This is a genomic window from Romboutsia sp. Marseille-P6047, assembly GCF_900604535.1.
Lineage (GTDB): Bacteria > Bacillota > Clostridia > Peptostreptococcales > Peptostreptococcaceae > Romboutsia_E.
Map to the genome: position 1 here is coordinate 1 of NZ_UWOT01000011.1, position 18,279 is coordinate 18,279.

General features: G+C 30.1%; 14 protein-coding genes, 7 tRNA genes, 2 rRNA genes and 1 riboswitch. Of the genes, 22 read left to right on the top strand and 1 reads right to left on the bottom strand.

All coding sequences use genetic code 11. From position 1 onward, the window contains the following. The 19 genes from EIH23_RS11310 to EIH23_RS11400 all read left to right on the top strand — a co-directional run. Nucleotides 1–127 (top strand): 23S ribosomal RNA (locus EIH23_RS11310); the annotation flags it as partial. 112 nt (nucleotides 128–239) lie between these two features. Then, nucleotides 240–356 (top strand): 5S ribosomal RNA (gene rrf, locus EIH23_RS11315). A 5-nt stretch (nucleotides 357–361) separates the two neighbouring features. After that, nucleotides 362–450: transfer RNA gene (locus EIH23_RS11320), tRNA-Leu, on the top strand. 10 nt (nucleotides 451–460) lie between these two features. Next, nucleotides 461–536 (top strand) — tRNA-Met (locus EIH23_RS11325). A 7-nt stretch (nucleotides 537–543) separates the two neighbouring features. Continuing rightward, a tRNA-Glu gene (locus tag EIH23_RS11330) sits at nucleotides 544–618 on the top strand. A gap of 6 nt (nucleotides 619–624) precedes the next feature. Further along, a tRNA-Val gene (locus EIH23_RS11335) sits at nucleotides 625–700 on the top strand. Nucleotides 701–707: 7 nt separating this feature from the next. Next, nucleotides 708–784, top strand: a tRNA-Asp gene (locus EIH23_RS11340). 5 nt (nucleotides 785–789) lie between these two features. Beyond that, nucleotides 790–864, top strand: a tRNA-Gly gene (locus EIH23_RS11345). Nucleotides 865–878: 14 nt separating this feature from the next. Further along, a tRNA-Arg gene (locus EIH23_RS11350) sits at nucleotides 879–955 on the top strand. A 145-nt stretch (nucleotides 956–1,100) separates the two neighbouring features. Beyond that, nucleotides 1,101–1,937, top strand: a complete 837-nt coding sequence (gene cdaA / locus EIH23_RS11355; RefSeq protein WP_122640401.1) for a diadenylate cyclase CdaA — start codon at nucleotides 1,101–1,103, stop codon at nucleotides 1,935–1,937. Continuing rightward, on the top strand, nucleotides 1,934–3,100 hold the full coding sequence (locus tag EIH23_RS11360) for a CdaR family protein (protein ID WP_122640402.1): 1,167 nt from the start codon (nucleotides 1,934–1,936) through the stop codon (nucleotides 3,098–3,100). The genes cdaA and EIH23_RS11360 overlap by 4 nt, the downstream gene beginning before the upstream one ends. Before the next feature lie 208 nt (nucleotides 3,101–3,308). Further along, nucleotides 3,309–4,655, top strand: coding sequence for a phosphoglucosamine mutase (glmM, locus tag EIH23_RS11365; RefSeq protein ID WP_122640403.1), 1,347 nt, complete (start codon nucleotides 3,309–3,311; stop codon nucleotides 4,653–4,655). 340 nt (nucleotides 4,656–4,995) lie between these two features. Then, nucleotides 4,996–6,825: a glutamine--fructose-6-phosphate transaminase (isomerizing) gene (gene glmS / locus EIH23_RS11370; RefSeq protein ID WP_122640404.1), complete on the top strand. Its 1,830-nt coding sequence runs from the start codon at nucleotides 4,996–4,998 to the stop codon at nucleotides 6,823–6,825. A gap of 200 nt (nucleotides 6,826–7,025) precedes the next feature. Continuing rightward, the gene (locus tag EIH23_RS11375) at nucleotides 7,026–7,763 is read left to right on the top strand and encodes a YwmB family TATA-box binding protein (RefSeq protein ID WP_122640405.1); all 738 of its coding nucleotides are present in this window, start codon (nucleotides 7,026–7,028) and stop codon (nucleotides 7,761–7,763) included. A 16-nt stretch (nucleotides 7,764–7,779) separates the two neighbouring features. Further along, nucleotides 7,780–9,033, top strand: coding sequence for a UDP-N-acetylglucosamine 1-carboxyvinyltransferase (gene murA, locus EIH23_RS11380; RefSeq protein WP_122640406.1), 1,254 nt, complete (start codon nucleotides 7,780–7,782; stop codon nucleotides 9,031–9,033). Nucleotides 9,034–9,113: 80 nt separating this feature from the next. Further along, nucleotides 9,114–10,148, top strand: coding sequence for a stage II sporulation protein D (gene spoIID / locus EIH23_RS11385; RefSeq protein WP_122640407.1), 1,035 nt, complete (start codon nucleotides 9,114–9,116; stop codon nucleotides 10,146–10,148). Nucleotides 10,149–10,225: 77 nt separating this feature from the next. Next, complete coding sequence (locus EIH23_RS11390; RefSeq protein WP_122640408.1) at nucleotides 10,226–10,873, top strand: M23 family metallopeptidase; 648 nt, start codon at nucleotides 10,226–10,228, stop codon at nucleotides 10,871–10,873. Between the two features lie 98 nt (nucleotides 10,874–10,971). Next, entirely contained in the window at nucleotides 10,972–11,238 is a 267-nt protein-coding gene (gene spoIIID / locus EIH23_RS11395) for a sporulation transcriptional regulator SpoIIID (RefSeq protein WP_122640409.1), read from the top strand. 99 nt (nucleotides 11,239–11,337) lie between these two features. After that, a complete protein-coding gene (locus EIH23_RS11400; RefSeq protein ID WP_122640480.1) occupies nucleotides 11,338–12,357 on the top strand; it encodes a rod shape-determining protein in 1,020 nt (339 codons plus the stop codon). A 106-nt stretch (nucleotides 12,358–12,463) separates the two neighbouring features. Here EIH23_RS11400 and yyaC read toward each other — a convergent pair whose 3' ends face one another. Next, on the bottom strand, nucleotides 12,464–12,973 hold the full coding sequence (gene yyaC / locus EIH23_RS11405; protein WP_122640410.1) for a spore protease YyaC: 510 nt from the start codon (nucleotides 12,971–12,973) through the stop codon (nucleotides 12,464–12,466). 327 nt (nucleotides 12,974–13,300) lie between these two features. Beyond that, a riboswitch (SAM riboswitch) is annotated at nucleotides 13,301–13,410 on the top strand. Between the two features lie 156 nt (nucleotides 13,411–13,566). Here yyaC and metK point away from each other — a divergent pair. The 3 genes from metK (at nucleotide 13,567) to EIH23_RS11420 (ending at nucleotide 17,886) form a co-directional block, all read left to right on the top strand. Then, nucleotides 13,567–14,772 carry a methionine adenosyltransferase gene (gene metK, locus EIH23_RS11410; protein ID WP_122640411.1) on the top strand — a complete coding sequence of 402 codons (1,206 nt, stop codon included), beginning with the start codon at nucleotides 13,567–13,569 and terminating at the stop codon, nucleotides 14,770–14,772. A 134-nt stretch (nucleotides 14,773–14,906) separates the two neighbouring features. Continuing rightward, nucleotides 14,907–17,129, top strand: coding sequence for an SF1B family DNA helicase RecD2 (gene recD2, locus EIH23_RS11415; RefSeq protein ID WP_122640412.1), 2,223 nt, complete (start codon nucleotides 14,907–14,909; stop codon nucleotides 17,127–17,129). Nucleotide 17,130: 1 nt separating this feature from the next. Then, nucleotides 17,131–17,886 carry a ComF family protein gene (locus EIH23_RS11420; protein WP_122640413.1) on the top strand — a complete coding sequence of 252 codons (756 nt, stop codon included), beginning with the start codon at nucleotides 17,131–17,133 and terminating at the stop codon, nucleotides 17,884–17,886. Nucleotides 17,887–18,279 lie beyond the last annotated feature (393 nt).

Consider the following 18,279-nt stretch of genomic DNA (forward strand, 5'->3'; position numbering starts at 1 on the left):
GACTTCAAGATAAGATTTCCCACCGTAAGGGTAAGACCCCAGGAAGACTACCTGGTTGATAGGTCGAAGGTGTAAGTGCAGTAATGTATTTAGCTTATCGATACTAATAGGTCGAGGACTTGACCAATAAATTTAAATGATAAATCAATAAATGATATGCAGTTTTTAGAGTACTAACTCTATTTATTGACAAATTTTCTTAAATATGTTAATATTTTATATGTGTGATAAGTAAATTATGTGGTTATTATAGCAAAGAGGATACACCTGTTCCCATTCCGAACACAGAAGTTAAGCTCTTTAGCGCTGATGGTACTTGGAGGGCAACCTCCTGGGAGAGTAAGACATAGCCACGTAAAGTGCCGAAGTGGCGGAACTGGCAGACGCACAGGACTTAAAATCCTGCGGGACTTACCTCTCGTACCGGTTCGATTCCGGTCTTCGGCACCATATTCAATATCGCGGGGTGGAGCAGTTGGCAGCTCGTCGGGCTCATAACCCGAAGGTCGTAGGTTCAAGTCCTACCTCCGCAACCATTAAAATGGCCCATTGGTCAAGCGGTCAAGACACCGCCCTTTCACGGCGGTAACAGGGGTTCGATTCCCCTATGGGTCACCATTTCCCGGGACTATAGCTCAGCTGGGAGAGCACCTGCCTTACAAGCAGGGGGTCACAGGTTCGAGCCCTGTTAGTCCCACCATTTATGCGGCCTGGTAGTTCAGCTGGTTAGAATGCCAGCCTGTCACGCTGGAGGTCGAGGGTTCGAGTCCCTTCCAGGTCGCCATTTAAGCGGGAATAGTTCAGTGGTAGAGCGCAACCTTGCCAAGGTTGAAGTCGCGAGTTCGAATCTCGTTTCCCGCTCCATTATTTAATATTATGGGTGCATAGCTCAGCTGGATAGAGCAACGCCCTTCTAAGGCGTGTGTCCGGGGTTCGAATCCCTGTGCGCTCACCAATAAAAAGTTTCACATTTGTGAAACTTTTTTTTTATTTAAAATAATAAAGTTAAGTAGATATCAAATAATTTGTATATACTTATATTAATATAGTATAATACATAATATAAATGATAAGTAATCATTAAACAGGAGGGTAAGACTGTGTTCGATATAAAGTCTTTTTTTGATGGATTTTTAAATAATATCTTGGCAATGAATTTATTTGACTTGATTGATATATCCATAGTAGCATATATCTTTTATAAAATTTTTATGTTTATAAAAGATACAAGGGCAGAACAGGTTCTTAAAGGAGTTGTATTTTTATTATTAGCAACTTATCTTAGTTCAACTTTTAGGTTACATACACTTTATTTTTTGCTAGCTAACACTCTTCAAATTGGTATTCTAGCAGCAATTATAATTTTTCAGCCTGAGCTTAGAGCAGGGTTAGAACATATCGGTAGAGCTCAGTTTAGTTTGTTTGTAAAAGGAAATAATACAAATGAAGATTTACATAAGACAATAGAGGAAATTGTAGAGGCTCTTTATTCTCTATCAAGACAAAAAATAGGTGCACTTATTATAATGGAAAGAAAGACAAAAATTTCGGATATAATAAGTACTGGTACAGAAATAGATGGGGATGTCTCAAGACAATTACTAATAAATATATTTATTCCAAATACGCCACTACACGATGGAGCAGTGGTTATAAGAGATTCTAAAGTAAAAGCAGCTGCATGCTTTTTACCATTAACTCAAAGCAAAGATTTAAGTAAAGATTTAGGAACAAGACATAGAGCTGGTGTGGGAGTAAGTGAAGTATCAGATTGCATAACTTTAATAGTATCTGAAGAAACTGGAGAAGTATCTATAGCTAAATCAGGTAAATTATATAGAAATATTTCAAAAGAGAGAATGACTAATATATTACAAAATAATTTAAAGAGCAATGCAGAAGAAAAAAGTTTTTTAAAAGGTGGTATATTTAGATGATTGAAAAACTAAAAGAAAACACAAAAATAAAGCTAATTTCTCTCTTAAGTGCATTAGTATTATGGATGTATGTAGTACTTGTTGTGGATCCACAAGAGACTAAAACATTTGAAAACATACCTGTTACAATAACTAATATGGATGAACTAACAAATAGTGATTTTGTAATTTATCCTGAAGCGGACTTAACAACAAGCATATATATTACAGGAAAGTTGTCAGCATTAAAAAATGTATCTAAAGATGATATAAGGGCATATGGAACTATAATTAATCCTAAAGAAGGAAATAATGCATTATATTTAAAAGCTGATATATCAAAAGGTGTTTCATATGCATTTAAACCAGATACATTAATAATATCTTTAGAAAAAGTTGTAGAAGAAAAAAGATTAATAGATGTATCTGTTAAAGGAAAATATAAAGATAATTTAGATGTTATTGATTTAGAAAAAGAAAGCATAAAGATATCAGGCCCTAGAAGCCTAGTACAGCAAGTTCAAAAGCTTCAAGCAACATTAACATTAGATGAGAGTAAAAGTAGCTTTTTAACGTCACTAAAGCTTATTCCTATTGACGAGAATGGAACAGAAGTTAAAGGTGTAGAGCTTGAAAACTCATCTGTAAATGCAGATGTAACATTACTGGTTGAAAAGAATGTTCCAATAAGCGCTGTATTTACTGATGAAAATATTGATAAGGAACAATATAAGATAAGTCAAAATACTATAACTATAAAAGGAAAGAAAGATATAGTTGATACAATAACATCTATAAATACACAGCCAATTGATGTAACAGCATTAAAAGTAGGAGAGCCTATTAATATTAAGTTAGAAGTTCCAAATGGGATAGTTATAGGTGAAAATATAAATCTAACAGTACAACTAGAATCGTTAAAGGGATTAACTAGTAAGTTTAGTTATGGGAAAGATGATATAGAAATAAGAAATAATAGAAATATAGATATATCAACTTTAGATATACCTGAAAGTGTAGAGGTAGATATAGAATATAATAATGATTTACATGGGTTAAATAAATCAGATATTACATTATACATAGATGCATCTGAACAAAGTGATAGCTACCCTATAAGATATGAGTCAAAATTTGAATTTAATGCAATAACAATAAATCCTAATATTATTACATATAAATAAATTCAATTAAAATATAAAGAATAATAAAAATTAAGTAAAAAATAGTAAAAAATAATAAAAATAAGACAATAGAATTGGGTTTCTGTTGTCTTTTTTTTACATTAGTATTAAAATACTCATATGACTTATAATATCAAATATGAAAATAATAGAATATAAATAGATATAGTATTTTAAAAAAGCTTTTCAAGTTGAAAGGAGATTATTAATGAGAAAATATTTCGGTACTGATGGAGTAAGAGGAATCGCTAATACAGAACTTACTTGTGACTTAGCATATAAACTAGGTAGAGCAGGTGGATATGTTTTAGCAAAGGGAGATCATAGAGTTAAAGTTGTTGTAGGAAAAGATACTAGAATATCAGGTGATATGTTAGAAGCAGCATTAATATCAGGTCTAATGTCAGTAGGGTGTGATGTTATAACAGTAGGAGTTGTACCAACACCAGCAGTTGCTTATTTAACAAAAGAATATAATGCTGATTGTGGAGTTGTAATATCAGCATCACATAATCCAGTTGAATATAATGGTATAAAATTCTTTAATAAAGATGGGTATAAACTAGATGATTCAATAGAATTAGAAATAGAAACATATATAGATGACATTGAAAAAGTACAAAGTTCACCAGTTGGAGAACATGTTGGTAGAAGAATACACAAGCATGATGCTAAAAAGGATTATGTTAATTATCTTAAATCTATTATAAATGTAGATTTTAAAGGTTTAAAAGTTGTATTAGATTGCGCAAATGGAGCGGCATATGAAGTTGCACCAGCAGTATTTAAAGAATTAGGAGCAGATGTAGTATCAATAAATAGTACGCCAGATGGGAACAATATAAATGATAAATGTGGATCAACACATCCAGAAAGACTTCAAGAAGATGTTTTAGAAAACAAAGCAGACTTAGGATTAGCATATGATGGAGATGCAGATAGATTAATTGCTGTTAATGAAAAGGGACAAATAGTCGATGGCGATCATATAATGATATTAAGTGCTATTTATTTAAAAAAGAAAAATAAATTAGCTCAAGATACTTTAGTTGTTACAGTAATGAGTAACATAGGATTAACTATAGCTGCTAAAGAAAATGGTGTTAAATTAGCTACAACTGCTGTTGGAGATAGATATGTACTTGAAGAAATGAAGAATAGTGGTTATAATTTAGGAGGAGAACAATCAGGACATATGATTTTCTTAGATTATAATACTACTGGAGATGGTGTTTTAAGTTCTTTAATTCTGTCTAAAATAGTATTAGAAGAAAATAAAACTTTGTCGGAGCTTGCATCAGTTATGAATCAATATCCACAAGTTTTAGTTAATGCAAGAATAAGCAATGAAAATAAAAATAGATATATGGAAGTAAAAGAAATAAGTGATGAAATAGCAAGAATAGAAAACTTATTAGATGGATGTGGAAGAGTCTTAATAAGACCATCGGGAACAGAACCATTAGTGAGAGTTATGCTAGAGGGTAAAGAGGAAGGTCAAATAAAAGAATTAGCTACAAACTTAGCTAACTTAATACAAGAAAAGTTATCTTAATAAATATAGATTAAATATATGAAAGTAGATATATATTAAGAAGCATTAGATTAAGTTTTTATAATATATGCTTCTTAATATATATTTTTAATTTAAATATATGTAATCTTATTTTATAAGCGCCAGAACTTAGATATCGTCTCTTTTTAATTAAACGTAATTGTTTCTAAGTTGACGAGGACAGAGTTAATCGAATTATCGGCGGATGCTCTGCGGTGTGTTTACCATCGAAGAACTTCTTTAAAACATAGGAGTGATCCTGTGGACAAAGAGAAGCTCAAGTAAACTTATATGACCTACTCTTAAAAAATATATTAATTTTTTTAGGAGGCTACAAAATATGTGTGGTATAGTTGGATATTTAGGAAATAGACAGGCAACTGAAGTTCTTATAGAAGGACTTTCTAAGCTTGAGTATAGAGGATATGACTCAGCTGGAGTTGCAGTAAGTGTAGGAAATGAATTAGAAATAAGAAAGTTCAAGGGAAGACTTGCAATACTTGCAGAAGACCTGGAACAAAATCCTATTAAAGGCGGATTAGGTATAGGGCATACTAGATGGGCTACTCATGGTGAGCCATCTGATGTAAACTCACATCCTCATTTTAATATGGATAAAACAATAGCTGTAGTTCATAACGGTATAATCGAGAACTATATGGAATTAAGAGAAGAATTACAAGCTGAAGGTGTTGTATTTTTATCTCAAACAGATACAGAAGTCGTGGCACACTTAGTAGATAAGTTTTATGAAGGAAACTTATTAGATGCTGTATATAAAGCAACTGAAAAATTAAGAGGAGCATATGCATTAGGAGTTATATGTAAAGATAATAACAATGAATTAGTAGCTGTAAGAAAAGACAGCCCATTAATTGTAGGTCTTGGAGAAGATGAAAATTTTATAGCTTCAGATATACCTGCAATATTAAAGTATACTAGAAATGTTTACTTCTTAGAAAATGGAGAATATGTCCATATAAAAGACAACAATGTTACTGTTTTAGATGAAAATAGAAATGTTGTTGAAAAAGAATTAAATGAAATAACTTGGGATGTAGAAGCTGCTTCAAAAGGTGGATATGACCACTTTATGTTAAAGGAAATATATGAACAACCAAATGGAGTTAAAGAAACTTTATTAAGAAGATTAAACGCTAATGGAGAAATCCAATTAGATGATATAAAAATGACTAAAGAAGATTTAGATAAAATAAATAGAGTATATATCGTTGCATGTGGTACTGCATATCATGCAGGTCTTGTTGGTAAATTTGCAATAGAAAAGTTTGCTCATATACCAGTTATAACTGATATAGCATCTGAGTTTAGATATAGAGATCCGTATATAGACAATAAGACTTTATTAATACTAGTAAGTCAATCTGGTGAAACTGCAGATACTTTAGCATCTTTAAGATATGCTAAAGAAAAGGGAGCGAGAATACTATCAGTAACTAATGTTGTTGGTTCTTCTATAGCTAGAGAATCTGATGATGTATTCTATACTTGGGCAGGTCCTGAAATATCAGTTGCATCTACTAAAGCTTATACTACTCAATTAGTATCATTCTACATGATAGCTTTAGATTTTGCTATAAAGAAAGGTACTATAAGCAGAGAGTACTATAATGAAATGATCGATAAATTAAAAGAAATGTCAGAGTTAGTTTCTAGAGCATTAGAACAAGAAACTCATATAAAAGAAGATGTAGCTAAAGAATTAAGAAATGCAACTAGCGCGTTCTATTTAGGTAGAGGATTAGATTATAATTTAGCTATGGAAGGTGCTCTAAAGATAAAAGAAATATCTTATATTCATGCAGAAGCATTTGCAGCAGGAGAATTAAAACACGGTACAATAGCACTAATAGAAGAAGGAACTCCTGTTATAGCAATAGCTACTCAAGAAGAGCTTTTCGAAAAGATGGTATCTAATATGCAAGAAGTTAAAGCTAGAGGAGCTTATGTTATAGCTATTGCTCAAGAGCATAATAAAGAAGTAGAAAAAGCAGCGGATAAGGTAATATATATACCAAATGTTGATGATGTATTATCAAGTATACTAACTGTTTTACCACTTCAATTATTATCTTACTATGTTGCAGTGCAAAGAGGCTGTGATGTAGATAAGCCAAGAAACTTAGCGAAATCAGTAACAGTAGAATAAAAAATAAATAAATATTATTAAAGTAATTTGTAGAATAATTAATAGGGCTGAGATATTATGTCTCAGCCTTTTAATTTATTTATATTAAATTAACAGGAATTTATTTTTTATATTTATAATATAAAATAACTATGAAGTATATCCTCTTTAAATTTGTTAATAATTTAAATATAAATTTAGAGTTTTAAGGGGGATTATTCATGGAAAAATTAAAATATATTTCTTTGTTTATTATTTTAGTAATGTTAGGATCAATATCATCTTATGCAGATATAAAATTAAACAATTCATATGATAGATTTTTAAATACTTTTGAAGATACAGGTGCAGAGTTTAAGTTTTATAGCATAAAAGCAAATGCAAGTATTGATTATAATATAAGCAAAGATGAATTAAAATCTATATGTATAGATATAATTACAGATTTAGGTATGGAAGAAAGTGATGTGAAGATAGAAGAAAAGTGGAATGACGATGAAAATCAAATATATACCCAAGGAAAGGATAATAACTCTAGTATATCTATAGTAGCAATAAAAAAAAATAAAACAGAATCTTACTTAATGGTTGACATATTAGATAATAAAGTATATAAAAATATAGTGGATATTTACGATATTTTAGAGGATTCTCTGAATAATTACAATTGCAAGTATGAAATATATACTTGTATAGCTGGAGAATATGGCAAAAAGTTACAAAACGATAAATATAATGATATTTTAGATGAAATATTATATAATATGAATGCTGAAGTTATTGAAAAAGTACAAGAAGAGAATTTTTTATCTGTGACGGCATATAGTAAGGTATTAAAAGAAGATTACTTAGAATGTTTTGGCAAAAAGATAAATTTAAATATAGGAATTAGGTATAGCGAGGATGATGAGAAAACACTCATATATATAGCTACACCGATTATAAAACTAGATTACTAAGAGGAGATCAAATAAGATGGCTAAGATAATTGTAAAGAAAAGTAACCCACTTAATGGTACAGTTAAAATAGATGGAGCAAAAAATGCTGTTTTACCAATTATAGCAGCAACATTACTAGCAAAGGGAAAATCTGTAATAAGAGAAGTTCCAAATTTAAGAGATGTTCATGTTATATCTGATTTATTAAGACATTTAGGAGCGGAAGTTGAATATGAAGATAAAACATTAACTGTTGATGCGACAAATATAACTACATGTGAAGCTCCATATGAGTTAGTAAGAAAAATGAGAGCATCATTCTTAGTTATGGGACCTTTATTATCAAGATTCAATCATACAAAAATATCTATGCCAGGAGGATGTGCTATAGGTACAAGACCAATAGATTTACATTTAAAAGGATTTAGATGCTTAGGTGCTGATGTTGAAATAGATCATGGATTCGTTGAAGCTAGAACTGAAAAATTAAAAGGATGTAAGTTATATTTAGATTTTCCATCAGTAGGAGCAACTGAAAATATAATGATGGCAGCATCACTAGCAGAAGGAACTACTATAATAGAAAATGCTGCAGAAGAACCAGAGATAGTAGATTTAGCTAACTTTTTAAATGAAATGGGCGCAGATATAAAAGGCGCAGGAACTAACACTATAAGAATAAAAGGTGTTAAGGAATTAAGAGGTGCAGAGCATACTGTTATACCAGATAGAATAGAAGCGGCTACTTATATGGTTGCAGCAGCTATGACAAAAGGTGATATAACTATAGAGAATGTTTTAATGGAGCATTTAAAGCCAGTTACAGCTAAATTAAAAGAAGCTGGATGTAAAATAATAGAGTTAGAAAATGCAGTTAGAGTTATAGGTCCAGAGACTTTAAAATCAATAGATATAAAAACTTTACCACATCCAGGATTCCCAACAGATGTTCAAGCTCAATTTATGGCTATGCTTACTGTATCTAAAGGGACAGGTGTAGTTATAGAAACTGTTTTTGAAAATAGATACATGCATGTTGCAGAGTTCAATAGAATGGGTGCAAACATAAAAATAGAAGGAAGAACGGCTGTAGTAAAAGGTGTAGATAAACTGTACGGAGCGAAAGTTAATGCTACAGATTTAAGAGCAGGAGCAGCGCTTATATTATGTGGTCTTATAGCTGAAGGAGACACTGAAATAGGTGAAATATACCATATACAAAGAGGATATGTAGATATCGACAAGAAGATAACAGCACTAGGTGGAAATATAGAAATCGTAGAAGATTAATTAAATAATAGTTAAGTAATAAATGTAAGGGGTTTTTCATATACTTTAAAGATAATTAGCCAAGCTAAGGAGGAAAGTATATGAAGAACCCTTTAGTAATTTTAGCGGGATTAGTTTTTGTATGTATACTTGTACCAGTTGCTATTAGTACTATTTTTTTTAAGGAACCAAGTACAAGTAGTATGGAAGAAGGATTTAAAGTTAAGATTGGTAATGTTGAAGAGCAAAATGAGCAAACTAACTATGAAACTGTTAATGGAGATGTGCCTGCAATAAATGTATATAACACAAATAAAGGTAAAATAGAGTCTATGAATATAGAAGTTTACTTATATGGTGTATTATCAGGAGAAATGTCAGCAAAGTTTGATATAGAAGCATTAAAAGCTCAGGCTATAGCAGCAAGGACATTTGTAATGTATAAAAAAGAAAATCCAAGTGCAAGTGGACATAATAATGCAGTAGTATGTACCAACTATAAGCATTGCCAAGAATATAAAAGTTATGAAGAGTTAGAAGCAACAAATGGTAGTGAGTGGATGAATGAATCATATACTAAAATAAAACAGGCTGTTGATGAAACTAGAGGGCAAATTTTAGTATATAATGGTGAACCTATACTACCATTATATTTTTCTACATCATCAGGAAAAACAGAAGATAGTGAAGAAGTTTTTTCAACCATGTATCCATATTTAAGATCAGTAAGTAGTCCATATGATGGAGAATCACCAAAATACACATCAGAAGTAGTTATAAGCAAATCTGATTTTATAAGATATATAAAAAGTAGTTATCCGAGTATAAGCATAAATTCAAATGATTTAGAGAATGAAATTAAAATATTAAATAGAAGTACAGGAGGAGCTGTAGACAAGATTAAAATAGGAGATAAAGAATTAACAGGAGTTAATATTAGAAGTGTATTCAATCTTAATTCAGCTAATTTTGAAATAAAACTTAGTGAGGACAATGTGCGATTTAATGTAAAGGGATACGGACACGGTGTTGGTATGAGTCAATGGGGAGCTCAAGGAATGGCAGAAGAAGGCTTTTTATATTATGAAATACTGAAACATTACTACACTGGAGTGGAAATAAAAGATTTATATTAAAAATGTGTAGATAAATTGTATAAAATTAGAAAATACAGGAAACACTCCAAATGTATTAATATATTTGGAGGTGCTGTATGAAGAAAAAGTTATTAGAAAATGATATTTTCTATTTATCACTATTTGTATGCGTTTGTTTAGTAGCGATAGGAGGAGTTTGGCTAACAAATAATAATGTAAACAAATTAGCCAGCAATGATAAAATTGTAGAAGATAATGAAGAAATACACTTAATAGATAATGATAAAGAAGAAGATGCAATAGCAACAACAACTGATTCTGACCAAAACTTAAGTAATGCAAAAGAGAATCAAGAAAAGATAGATAACAAACTAAGTTTTCTTGGCAAAGAGGTAATAAGAGAGTATTCAGAAACTGAACCTAGTTATTCAAAAACTTTAAATGTATGGGAAATACACAAAGGTATCGATGTAAGTGTAGTAAGCAATCAAGAAATAAAGTCACTAATGGACGGTACAGTGGTAGATGTGTATGAAGATGATGAATATGGAATGTCAGTAAAAGTGAAGTCTGATAATGTAACGGTGGTATATTCAAACTTAGGTGAAGATATAAAAGTAGAAAAAAATCAAGACATAAAGGAAGGCGAATGTATAGGGCTAGCTGGAAATACAACTAGAGTAGAGTGTAAAGAAGAAGAGCATATACATGTAGAAGCTTATGAAGGCGAAAACTCTATAGATCCAATGTCTTTAGTAAATTAAAAAATATAACAGGCTTAATCATTTTGATAAAGTCTGTTATATTTTTTTTTATTTTTACATATATATCATTAAGGCTGGTATATGAGGGAGGGGAAATTTTGAAATCGCATATAGAGGAAAGAGCCATAATCGTAGCAAAATATATACTAGAGAAAAATACTACTGTAAGACAAACTGCCAAAACTTTTGGAGTAAGTAAAAGTACCATACACAAAGATGTAACTGAACGATTAGAAGAAATAAACCCATCTCTAGCAAAAGAGGTTAAAAAGGTTTTAGAAAAAAATAAATCTGAAAGACATATAAGGGGAGGTTTAGCAACAAAGCTAAAATATGAGAAAGAACACAAAAAAGATGTAGGATAAAACCTACATCTTTTTCTTGACTAAATTATGAAATTTGTATATCTTGTATCTAGGAGTATAAGATATACAAAAGTAGAAAGACAAAGAGGAGTTGAAAATATGGCTAGAGTTGATATAGGTATAGATTTAGGGACGGCAAATGTAATAGTTTATGTAAGTGGAAAAGGTATAGTTTTAGAAGAACCATCTGTTGTAGCTATAGATAAAAGAACTAATTCAGTATTAGCAGTAGGTGAAGAAGCTAGAAGAATGATAGGTAGAACACCAGGTAATATAGTTGCTATAAGACCATTAAGAGATGGTGTAATATCAGACTATGATGTTACTGAAAAAATGTTAAAGTACTTTGTTGAAAAAGTGGTAGATAAAAAAGGATTCGGAAGATTTTTTATGCCAAGAATAATGGTATGTGTTCCAACGGGCGTTACAGAAGTTGAGAAAAGAGCCGTAGAAGAAGCTACACGTTTAGCTGGAGCAAGAGAGGTTTATATAATTGAAGAGCCAATAGCAGCAGCAATCGGAGCTGGAGTAGATATATCTCAACCAAATGGAAATATGGTAATAGATATTGGAGGAGGTACTGCTGATATAGCAATTATATCTCTAGGAGGAGCTGTTGTAAGTACATCTATAAAAGTTGGTGGAGATAAATTTGATGAAGCTATAGTAAGGTATATAAAAAAACAAAAGAACCTTCTTATAGGAGAAAGAAGTGCAGAAAAGCTAAAGATTGAAATAGGTACTGCAATGAAATTAGAAGAAGAAAGATATATGAAAGTTAGTGGAAGAAACTTAATTACAGGTCTTCCAGAATCTATGAAAATATCTTCTGCTGAAATACTAGATGCAATTAGTGAATGTATAGAACAAATATTAGTAGCTACACGTTTTGTACTAGAACAAACGCCACCAGAGTTGGCTGCAGATATAAGTGATAGAGGGATTATAATGACAGGTGGAGGCTCTTTATTAGACGGTTTAGATAAGAGAATTGAAGAAAGCACAGGAATAAAGGTAATTGTAGCTGAAGATGCATTATCTTGTGTTGCAAAAGGAACTGGAAGCTCATTAAGTTCATTAGATTTATTAGAAACGGGTGGGACGTTTAAAAAGAGATAATTAAATATTATTTTAAGATTATTAAGATATAAAAAATGAACTCTAGAAATAAACTAGAGTTCATTTTTTATTATATAATTTTAAGTATATTGATACCGGTTACTTTTTAAGTAGCAAGAAGTAAAGAAAGAGCTATAGTTTCTGATAGTTCTAAGACAAAGCTAAGACGAACATTATTAAATGAAAATCTATTGCTTTCATCAATCTTATCTACTATACCTACTATTGAGTAACTTCCAACTTGAGGTAGTTTTTTACCAACACCTTTTCCAGGTAAAATAGGACCTTTTCTAATTTGTATATTACCTATACTATTTTTAGCTCCTAGGCAAGCATCTATAGCTAGAAACTCTCCTTTAGGATGAAGATTTTTTATTTCTTCAATTGACTCGTATATATTTAAAGCATGAATAGGATTATCTAAAGTACCGTAAACAGGGTATTTAAAATCGCTATTTTTTAGCATAGTTCCAACTAAAGGGCCAAGAGCATCACCTATAGCCCTATCTGTTCCTATACAAATAACAATAGTATTTTCGTTTATAATATCTTTTAGTATTAAGCTTAACACTTGAGCTACATTTTCTTTTTTATAATTTACTTTAGCTAAATACATAGGAACACCTCCTTCAAAAATATATGAATATATAATCTAAAAAATGCCTAACCTTAAGTTTTAATAACGCATCATATTATAATATAAAGTAAATTTTAAATAATTACCCTACTATATATTATATAGATAAAATCACAAAAACTTGTTATTTTTAAATAACAATTACTGACATATAAAACTATATATCCTTGACATTAAATTAAAAAAATAGTAATATATATCTAAAGAAAATAGTAATATATATCTAAAGTTAATAATTAAAATAAAAAAAGAAAATATTATTAATAAGGATAAAAACGACTCATAATAAATATGAAAATATTTATTACCTTATCAAGAGAGGCTGAGGGATAGGCCCTATGAAGCCCGGCAACCGCCCCAAAAGGGAAAAGGTGCTAATTCCTACAAGATTTTTTATAAGTCTTGAAAGATGAGGTTAGTTAATTAGTACATTAAATGTGTAATGATTAACCTCTTCTTGTATAAGGAGAGGTTTTTTTAATTGAAAAGATTAATAGTTCAATTAATATAAACCCCTACAATTTATACAAAATAAAAAAATATAATTTATTAAATTAAAGGGAGGATATAAAATGGCAAGACATTTATTTACATCAGAATCAGTTACAGAAGGGCATCCAGATAAGATCTGTGATCAAATATCAGATGCAATACTAGATGCATTATTAGAAAAGGACCCATTATCAAGAGTAGCTTGTGAAACAACTGTTACAACAGGTTTAGTTTTAGTTGCGGGTGAAATAACTACATCAGCATATGTTGATATTCCAAAATTAGTAAGAAGTACAGTAGAAGAAATAGGATATACAAGAGCTAAATTTGGATTTGACTGCAATACTTGTGCTGTAATTACATCTATAGATGAGCAATCAGGAGATATAGCTATGGGTGTTGATGAAGCTTTAGAAAATAAGGTTGGAGAAGTTACAGAAGAGGAAATTGAAAATGTTGGTGCAGGAGATCAGGGAATAATGTTCGGTTTTGCATGTAATGAAACTGAAGAATTAATGCCACTACCAATATCATTAGCACATAAATTAGCTAGAAGATTAACTGAAGTTAGAAAATCTGGATTACTAGATTACTTAAGACCTGATGGTAAAACTCAAGTTACAGTTGAATATGATGGAACTAAAGCTATTAGAGTTCATACAGTTCTTATATCTACTCAACATTCAGAAGATATAGATAATGATACAATAAGAAGAGATTTAATAGAGCATGTAATTAAACATGTTATACCAGCTGAATTACTTGATGAAGAAACTATGATATATATAAACCCAACAGGAAGATTCGTTATAGGAGGTCCTCAAGGGGATACAGGTCTTACTGGTAGAAAAATAATAATAGATACTTATGGAGGATATTCTAGACATGGTGGTGGAGCATTCTCAGGAAAAGATCCAACTAAAGTTGATAGATCAGCAGCTTATGCTGCAAGATATGTTGCTAAAAATATAGTAGCAGCAGGACTTGCTGAAAAGTGTGAGATAGAGTTAGCATATGCTATAGGTGTTGCTAAGCCTTTATCAATATTTATAGATACATTTGGTACTGGAAAAGTTTCAGAAGAAGCATTAGTTGAATTGGTAAATAAAAACTTTGACTTAAGACCAGGAGCAATTATAAGAGATTTAGATCTAAGAAAACCTATCTATAAACAAGTAGCAGCTTATGGACACTTTGGAAGAAATGACTTAAACTTACCATGGGAAAGAACTGATAAAGCAGAAACATTAAGAAAACAAGCATTAGAATGTGAAATGATGAAATAGATAAATAGCACAAAGGGCATATTTAAGATATGATATATCTTTTAATGTGCCCTTTATTTTATTGTTTATAAAATGTATAATAGTTACAAATTAGGTGTATGATAAAGACACTATTTGTTTGTAGGAGAAGTGATATGGAAAGAATAGAAGGAATGATAAGTGACATAGTATTTAAAAATGAAGACAATGGATATACTATAGCTCATTTGGCAAATAGTATGGATGAAATTGTAATCGTTGGATGTATGCCAACTTTATCAGTAGGAGAGAGCATAGAAGTAGAAGGAAAGTGGGTAAATCATAAAACTTATGGAACTCAATTTGAAGTAAGTAAATTTATGCCGGTTACACCAACATCTCTAGAAGGTATATATGCATATTTAGCATCTGGAATGATACATGGTATAGGTGAGAAAATGGCAAAGAGGATTATTGATAAATTTGGTGTGAATACACTAGATATAATACAAAATAATCCAGAACGTTTAGAAGAAGTAGAAGGCATAGGTGGAAAAAAATTAAAACAAATAGTAAAAAGTTATGAAGAAAACAGAGAACTTCGAAATATAATAATAGAACTATCTCCATATGGTATAACTCCTAATTACTGCTTAAAAATATACAAAAGATATAAAAATAAATCGATAGACATTATTAATAAAAATCCATATAGACTGGCAGAAGATATAAGAGGAATTGGATTTAAAATAGCAGATGAAATTGCTAGCAAAATTGGTATAGATAAATATTCAGAAGATAGAATATGTCAAGGCATATTATATGCTTTAAATCAGTCATTGAGTAGTGGTCATACATATTTACCGAAGGATATTTTAATTCAAGAATCTAAAAAAATATTAGATGTAGACGAGTCTATGATAGATAATTGTATTATGGGGCTAGCTTATGATCAAAAAGTACATATAGAATTATTAAATAATAATCAGTTAGTTTATCTAATGCCATATTATATGTCAGAAAATGGTGTATGCAAGCAAATAATTAAATTATCTCAAAGTGAAGTTGATGATTTAAACATTGATATAGATGAAGAAATTAGACTTTTAGAAGAAGAGGAAAATATAAAATTAGCTAATAATCAAGTATTAGCGGTTAAAGAAGCTATAAATACAGGTGTTTTAGTTATAACTGGAGGACCAGGGACTGGTAAAACTACGACTATAAATACTATAATAAAAATCTTTGAAAATAATAAAAAAAGGGTAGTATTAGCAGCACCTACAGGTCGTGCAGCAAAGAGAATGAGTGAGACGTCTCAAAGAGAAGCAAGAACTATACATAGATTATTAGAAATGGGATTTGCTACTGATAGTGATGATTTAATGTTCTTAAAAAATGAAGAAGATCCAATTAATGCAGATGTTGTAATTTTAGATGAAGTATCAATGGTAGATATACTATTGATGTATAGTGTACTACGGGCGATAAAGCCTGGAACACGGGTTATATTAGTTGGAGATAGCGATCAGTTACCTTCAGTTGGAGCCGGAAATGTTTTAAAAGATATAATTGATTCTAAGGTAATAAATGTAGTTAAGTTAAATGAAATATTTAGACAAGCTCAAGAGAGTATGATAGTAGTTAATGCACATAAAATAAACAAAGGTGAACCATTATATTTAAATGCAAAGGGTAAAGATTTCTTCTTTATAAAAAGAAATACAAATGAAGAAATCCTAGATGAGATAGTAGAAATTGTAAGTGAGAGGTTACCTAGATTTTATAAATTTGATAAATTGAAAGATATACAAGTTTTAGCATCTATGAGGAAGGGGGACGTAGGTGTTACTAATCTAAATATAGCTCTTCAAAAAAGTCTTAATAAGCCTGAAAAGTTTAAAGTTGAAGAGAATTTTGCTAAAAGGATATTTAGAGTCGGCGATAAGGTAATGCAAGTAAAAAACAATTACACTAAAAAGTGGGAAAGTGAAGATAAGCAAGATAGTGGGGAAGGTATATATAATGGAGATATTGGATATATCTATCATATAGATAAAGAAAACAAGAAAATTTATGTTATATTTGACCAAATAAAGATAGTTGAATATACATATGATGAGCTGGATGAATTAGATCATAGTTTTTGTACTACTATTCATAAAAGCCAAGGAAGTGAATTTCCAGTAGTTGTTATACCGATATCATGGGCACCTCCTATGTTATTAAGTAGAAATCTATTATATACAGCTGTTACTAGAGCTAAAAAATTAGTAGTATTAGTTGGAGATGTTAAGTATTTAGAATATATGATAAGAAATAATAGAACTAATGATAGATATTCAAATTTAGCGAATAAGTTAATTAAATTTAGAAAAGAAGGGTTGTTGTTAAAGTAGTATGAACTTTAATGAAGTGGTAGATTTAATCTTAGAATTTATATATCCGGAAAATATAAGTTGTATATTATGTAATAAACCTATAAAAAAGACTAACACATATTCATTATGTAAAGAGTGTTTTAAAGAATTACACTTTATTCAAAGTGGTTGTATTAAATGTGGAAAGCCTATAATTTATCATTCATTAGAAAGGCAAGATATAGAAAGTTGTAATTATTGTTTTAATAAAAATTTTTATTTTGATAAATCAATATCGTGTATTGAATATAATGATGTTAGTAAACATATGATACTTGATTTTAAATATAAAAACAAAACTTATATGGTTAAGTATGTATCTAACATAATGAAAGAAAAGTTAGATATAGAGGATATTAAGTTTGATTATATTCTATTTGTACCACTTCATAAAAATAGATTAAAACAAAGAGGATTTAATCAGTCTGAAAAGATTGCTAAATTATTAAGTAAGCAAATCGGAATTCCTACATTAGACTGTATAGAAAGAAATGGAAATACAAGAAGATTATATAGTTTAAGTAGAAATGAAAGAAAAATAGAATTAAGAAATGCATTCTCGGTTAATAAAGGAGTATGTGATATTAAATATAAAAATGTATTACTTGTAGATGATATACTAACTACTGGATCAACTGTAAATGAAATATCTAAATTATTAAAGTTAAATAGTGTTAGTAAAGTATTTGTAATTACATTACTTACAAGAAATAATGATAATTATGTAATTGAATAAATTTAACTTGACATAAAGATGTAAACATAATAAAATAAGTAGGTGATATTTTAGGTCTGTGGTTGAAAGTCCAAGCCAGTTGCAGGCAAAAGGATCCACGTAAGTTAATTCTAAAAATGGGATTAATGATCATGGTGCAGCTTAGAAGTAAGTCCTACCGGTATAAAATCGAGAGAGTTAGTAGTGCGGCAAACCCAAGCGAAACCTCCAGTAGGCGAGTGTGGGGTCAAAGACCAGGTCAGCTAAATTATCCAAAAGTACCTTTATGGGTGCTTTTTTTTTTGCTCAAAAATAAAAAATATAAATAAAGTTAAAAAAAAATTTTTGAACTAAATAAAACATTATAAAATGAAGTAAAATGTAGAAAAATGACATCAATGCACAAATTAATAA

What these genes read in the sequence shown, in the direction of transcription:
- murA (WP_122640406.1), top strand. Translation starts at nt 7,780, where the DNA reads ATGGCTAAGATAATTGTAAAGAAAAGTAACCCACTTAATGGTACAGTT.
- recD2 (WP_122640412.1), top strand. Translation starts at nt 14,907, where the DNA reads ATGGAAAGAATAGAAGGAATGATAAGTGACATAGTATTTAAAAATGAA.
- EIH23_RS11420 (WP_122640413.1), top strand. Translation starts at nt 17,131, where the DNA reads ATGAACTTTAATGAAGTGGTAGATTTAATCTTAGAATTTATATATCCG.
- EIH23_RS11360 (WP_122640402.1), top strand. Translation starts at nt 1,934, where the DNA reads ATGATTGAAAAACTAAAAGAAAACACAAAAATAAAGCTAATTTCTCTC.
- EIH23_RS11375 (WP_122640405.1), top strand. Translation starts at nt 7,026, where the DNA reads ATGGAAAAATTAAAATATATTTCTTTGTTTATTATTTTAGTAATGTTA.
- yyaC (WP_122640410.1), bottom strand. Translation starts at nt 12,973, where the DNA reads ATGTATTTAGCTAAAGTAAATTATAAAAAAGAAAATGTAGCTCAAGTG.
- EIH23_RS11400 (WP_122640480.1), top strand. Translation starts at nt 11,338, where the DNA reads ATGGCTAGAGTTGATATAGGTATAGATTTAGGGACGGCAAATGTAATA.
- glmS (WP_122640404.1), top strand. Translation starts at nt 4,996, where the DNA reads ATGTGTGGTATAGTTGGATATTTAGGAAATAGACAGGCAACTGAAGTT.
- EIH23_RS11390 (WP_122640408.1), top strand. Translation starts at nt 10,226, where the DNA reads ATGAAGAAAAAGTTATTAGAAAATGATATTTTCTATTTATCACTATTT.
- spoIID (WP_122640407.1), top strand. Translation starts at nt 9,114, where the DNA reads ATGAAGAACCCTTTAGTAATTTTAGCGGGATTAGTTTTTGTATGTATA.
- metK (WP_122640411.1), top strand. Translation starts at nt 13,567, where the DNA reads ATGGCAAGACATTTATTTACATCAGAATCAGTTACAGAAGGGCATCCA.
- glmM (WP_122640403.1), top strand. Translation starts at nt 3,309, where the DNA reads ATGAGAAAATATTTCGGTACTGATGGAGTAAGAGGAATCGCTAATACA.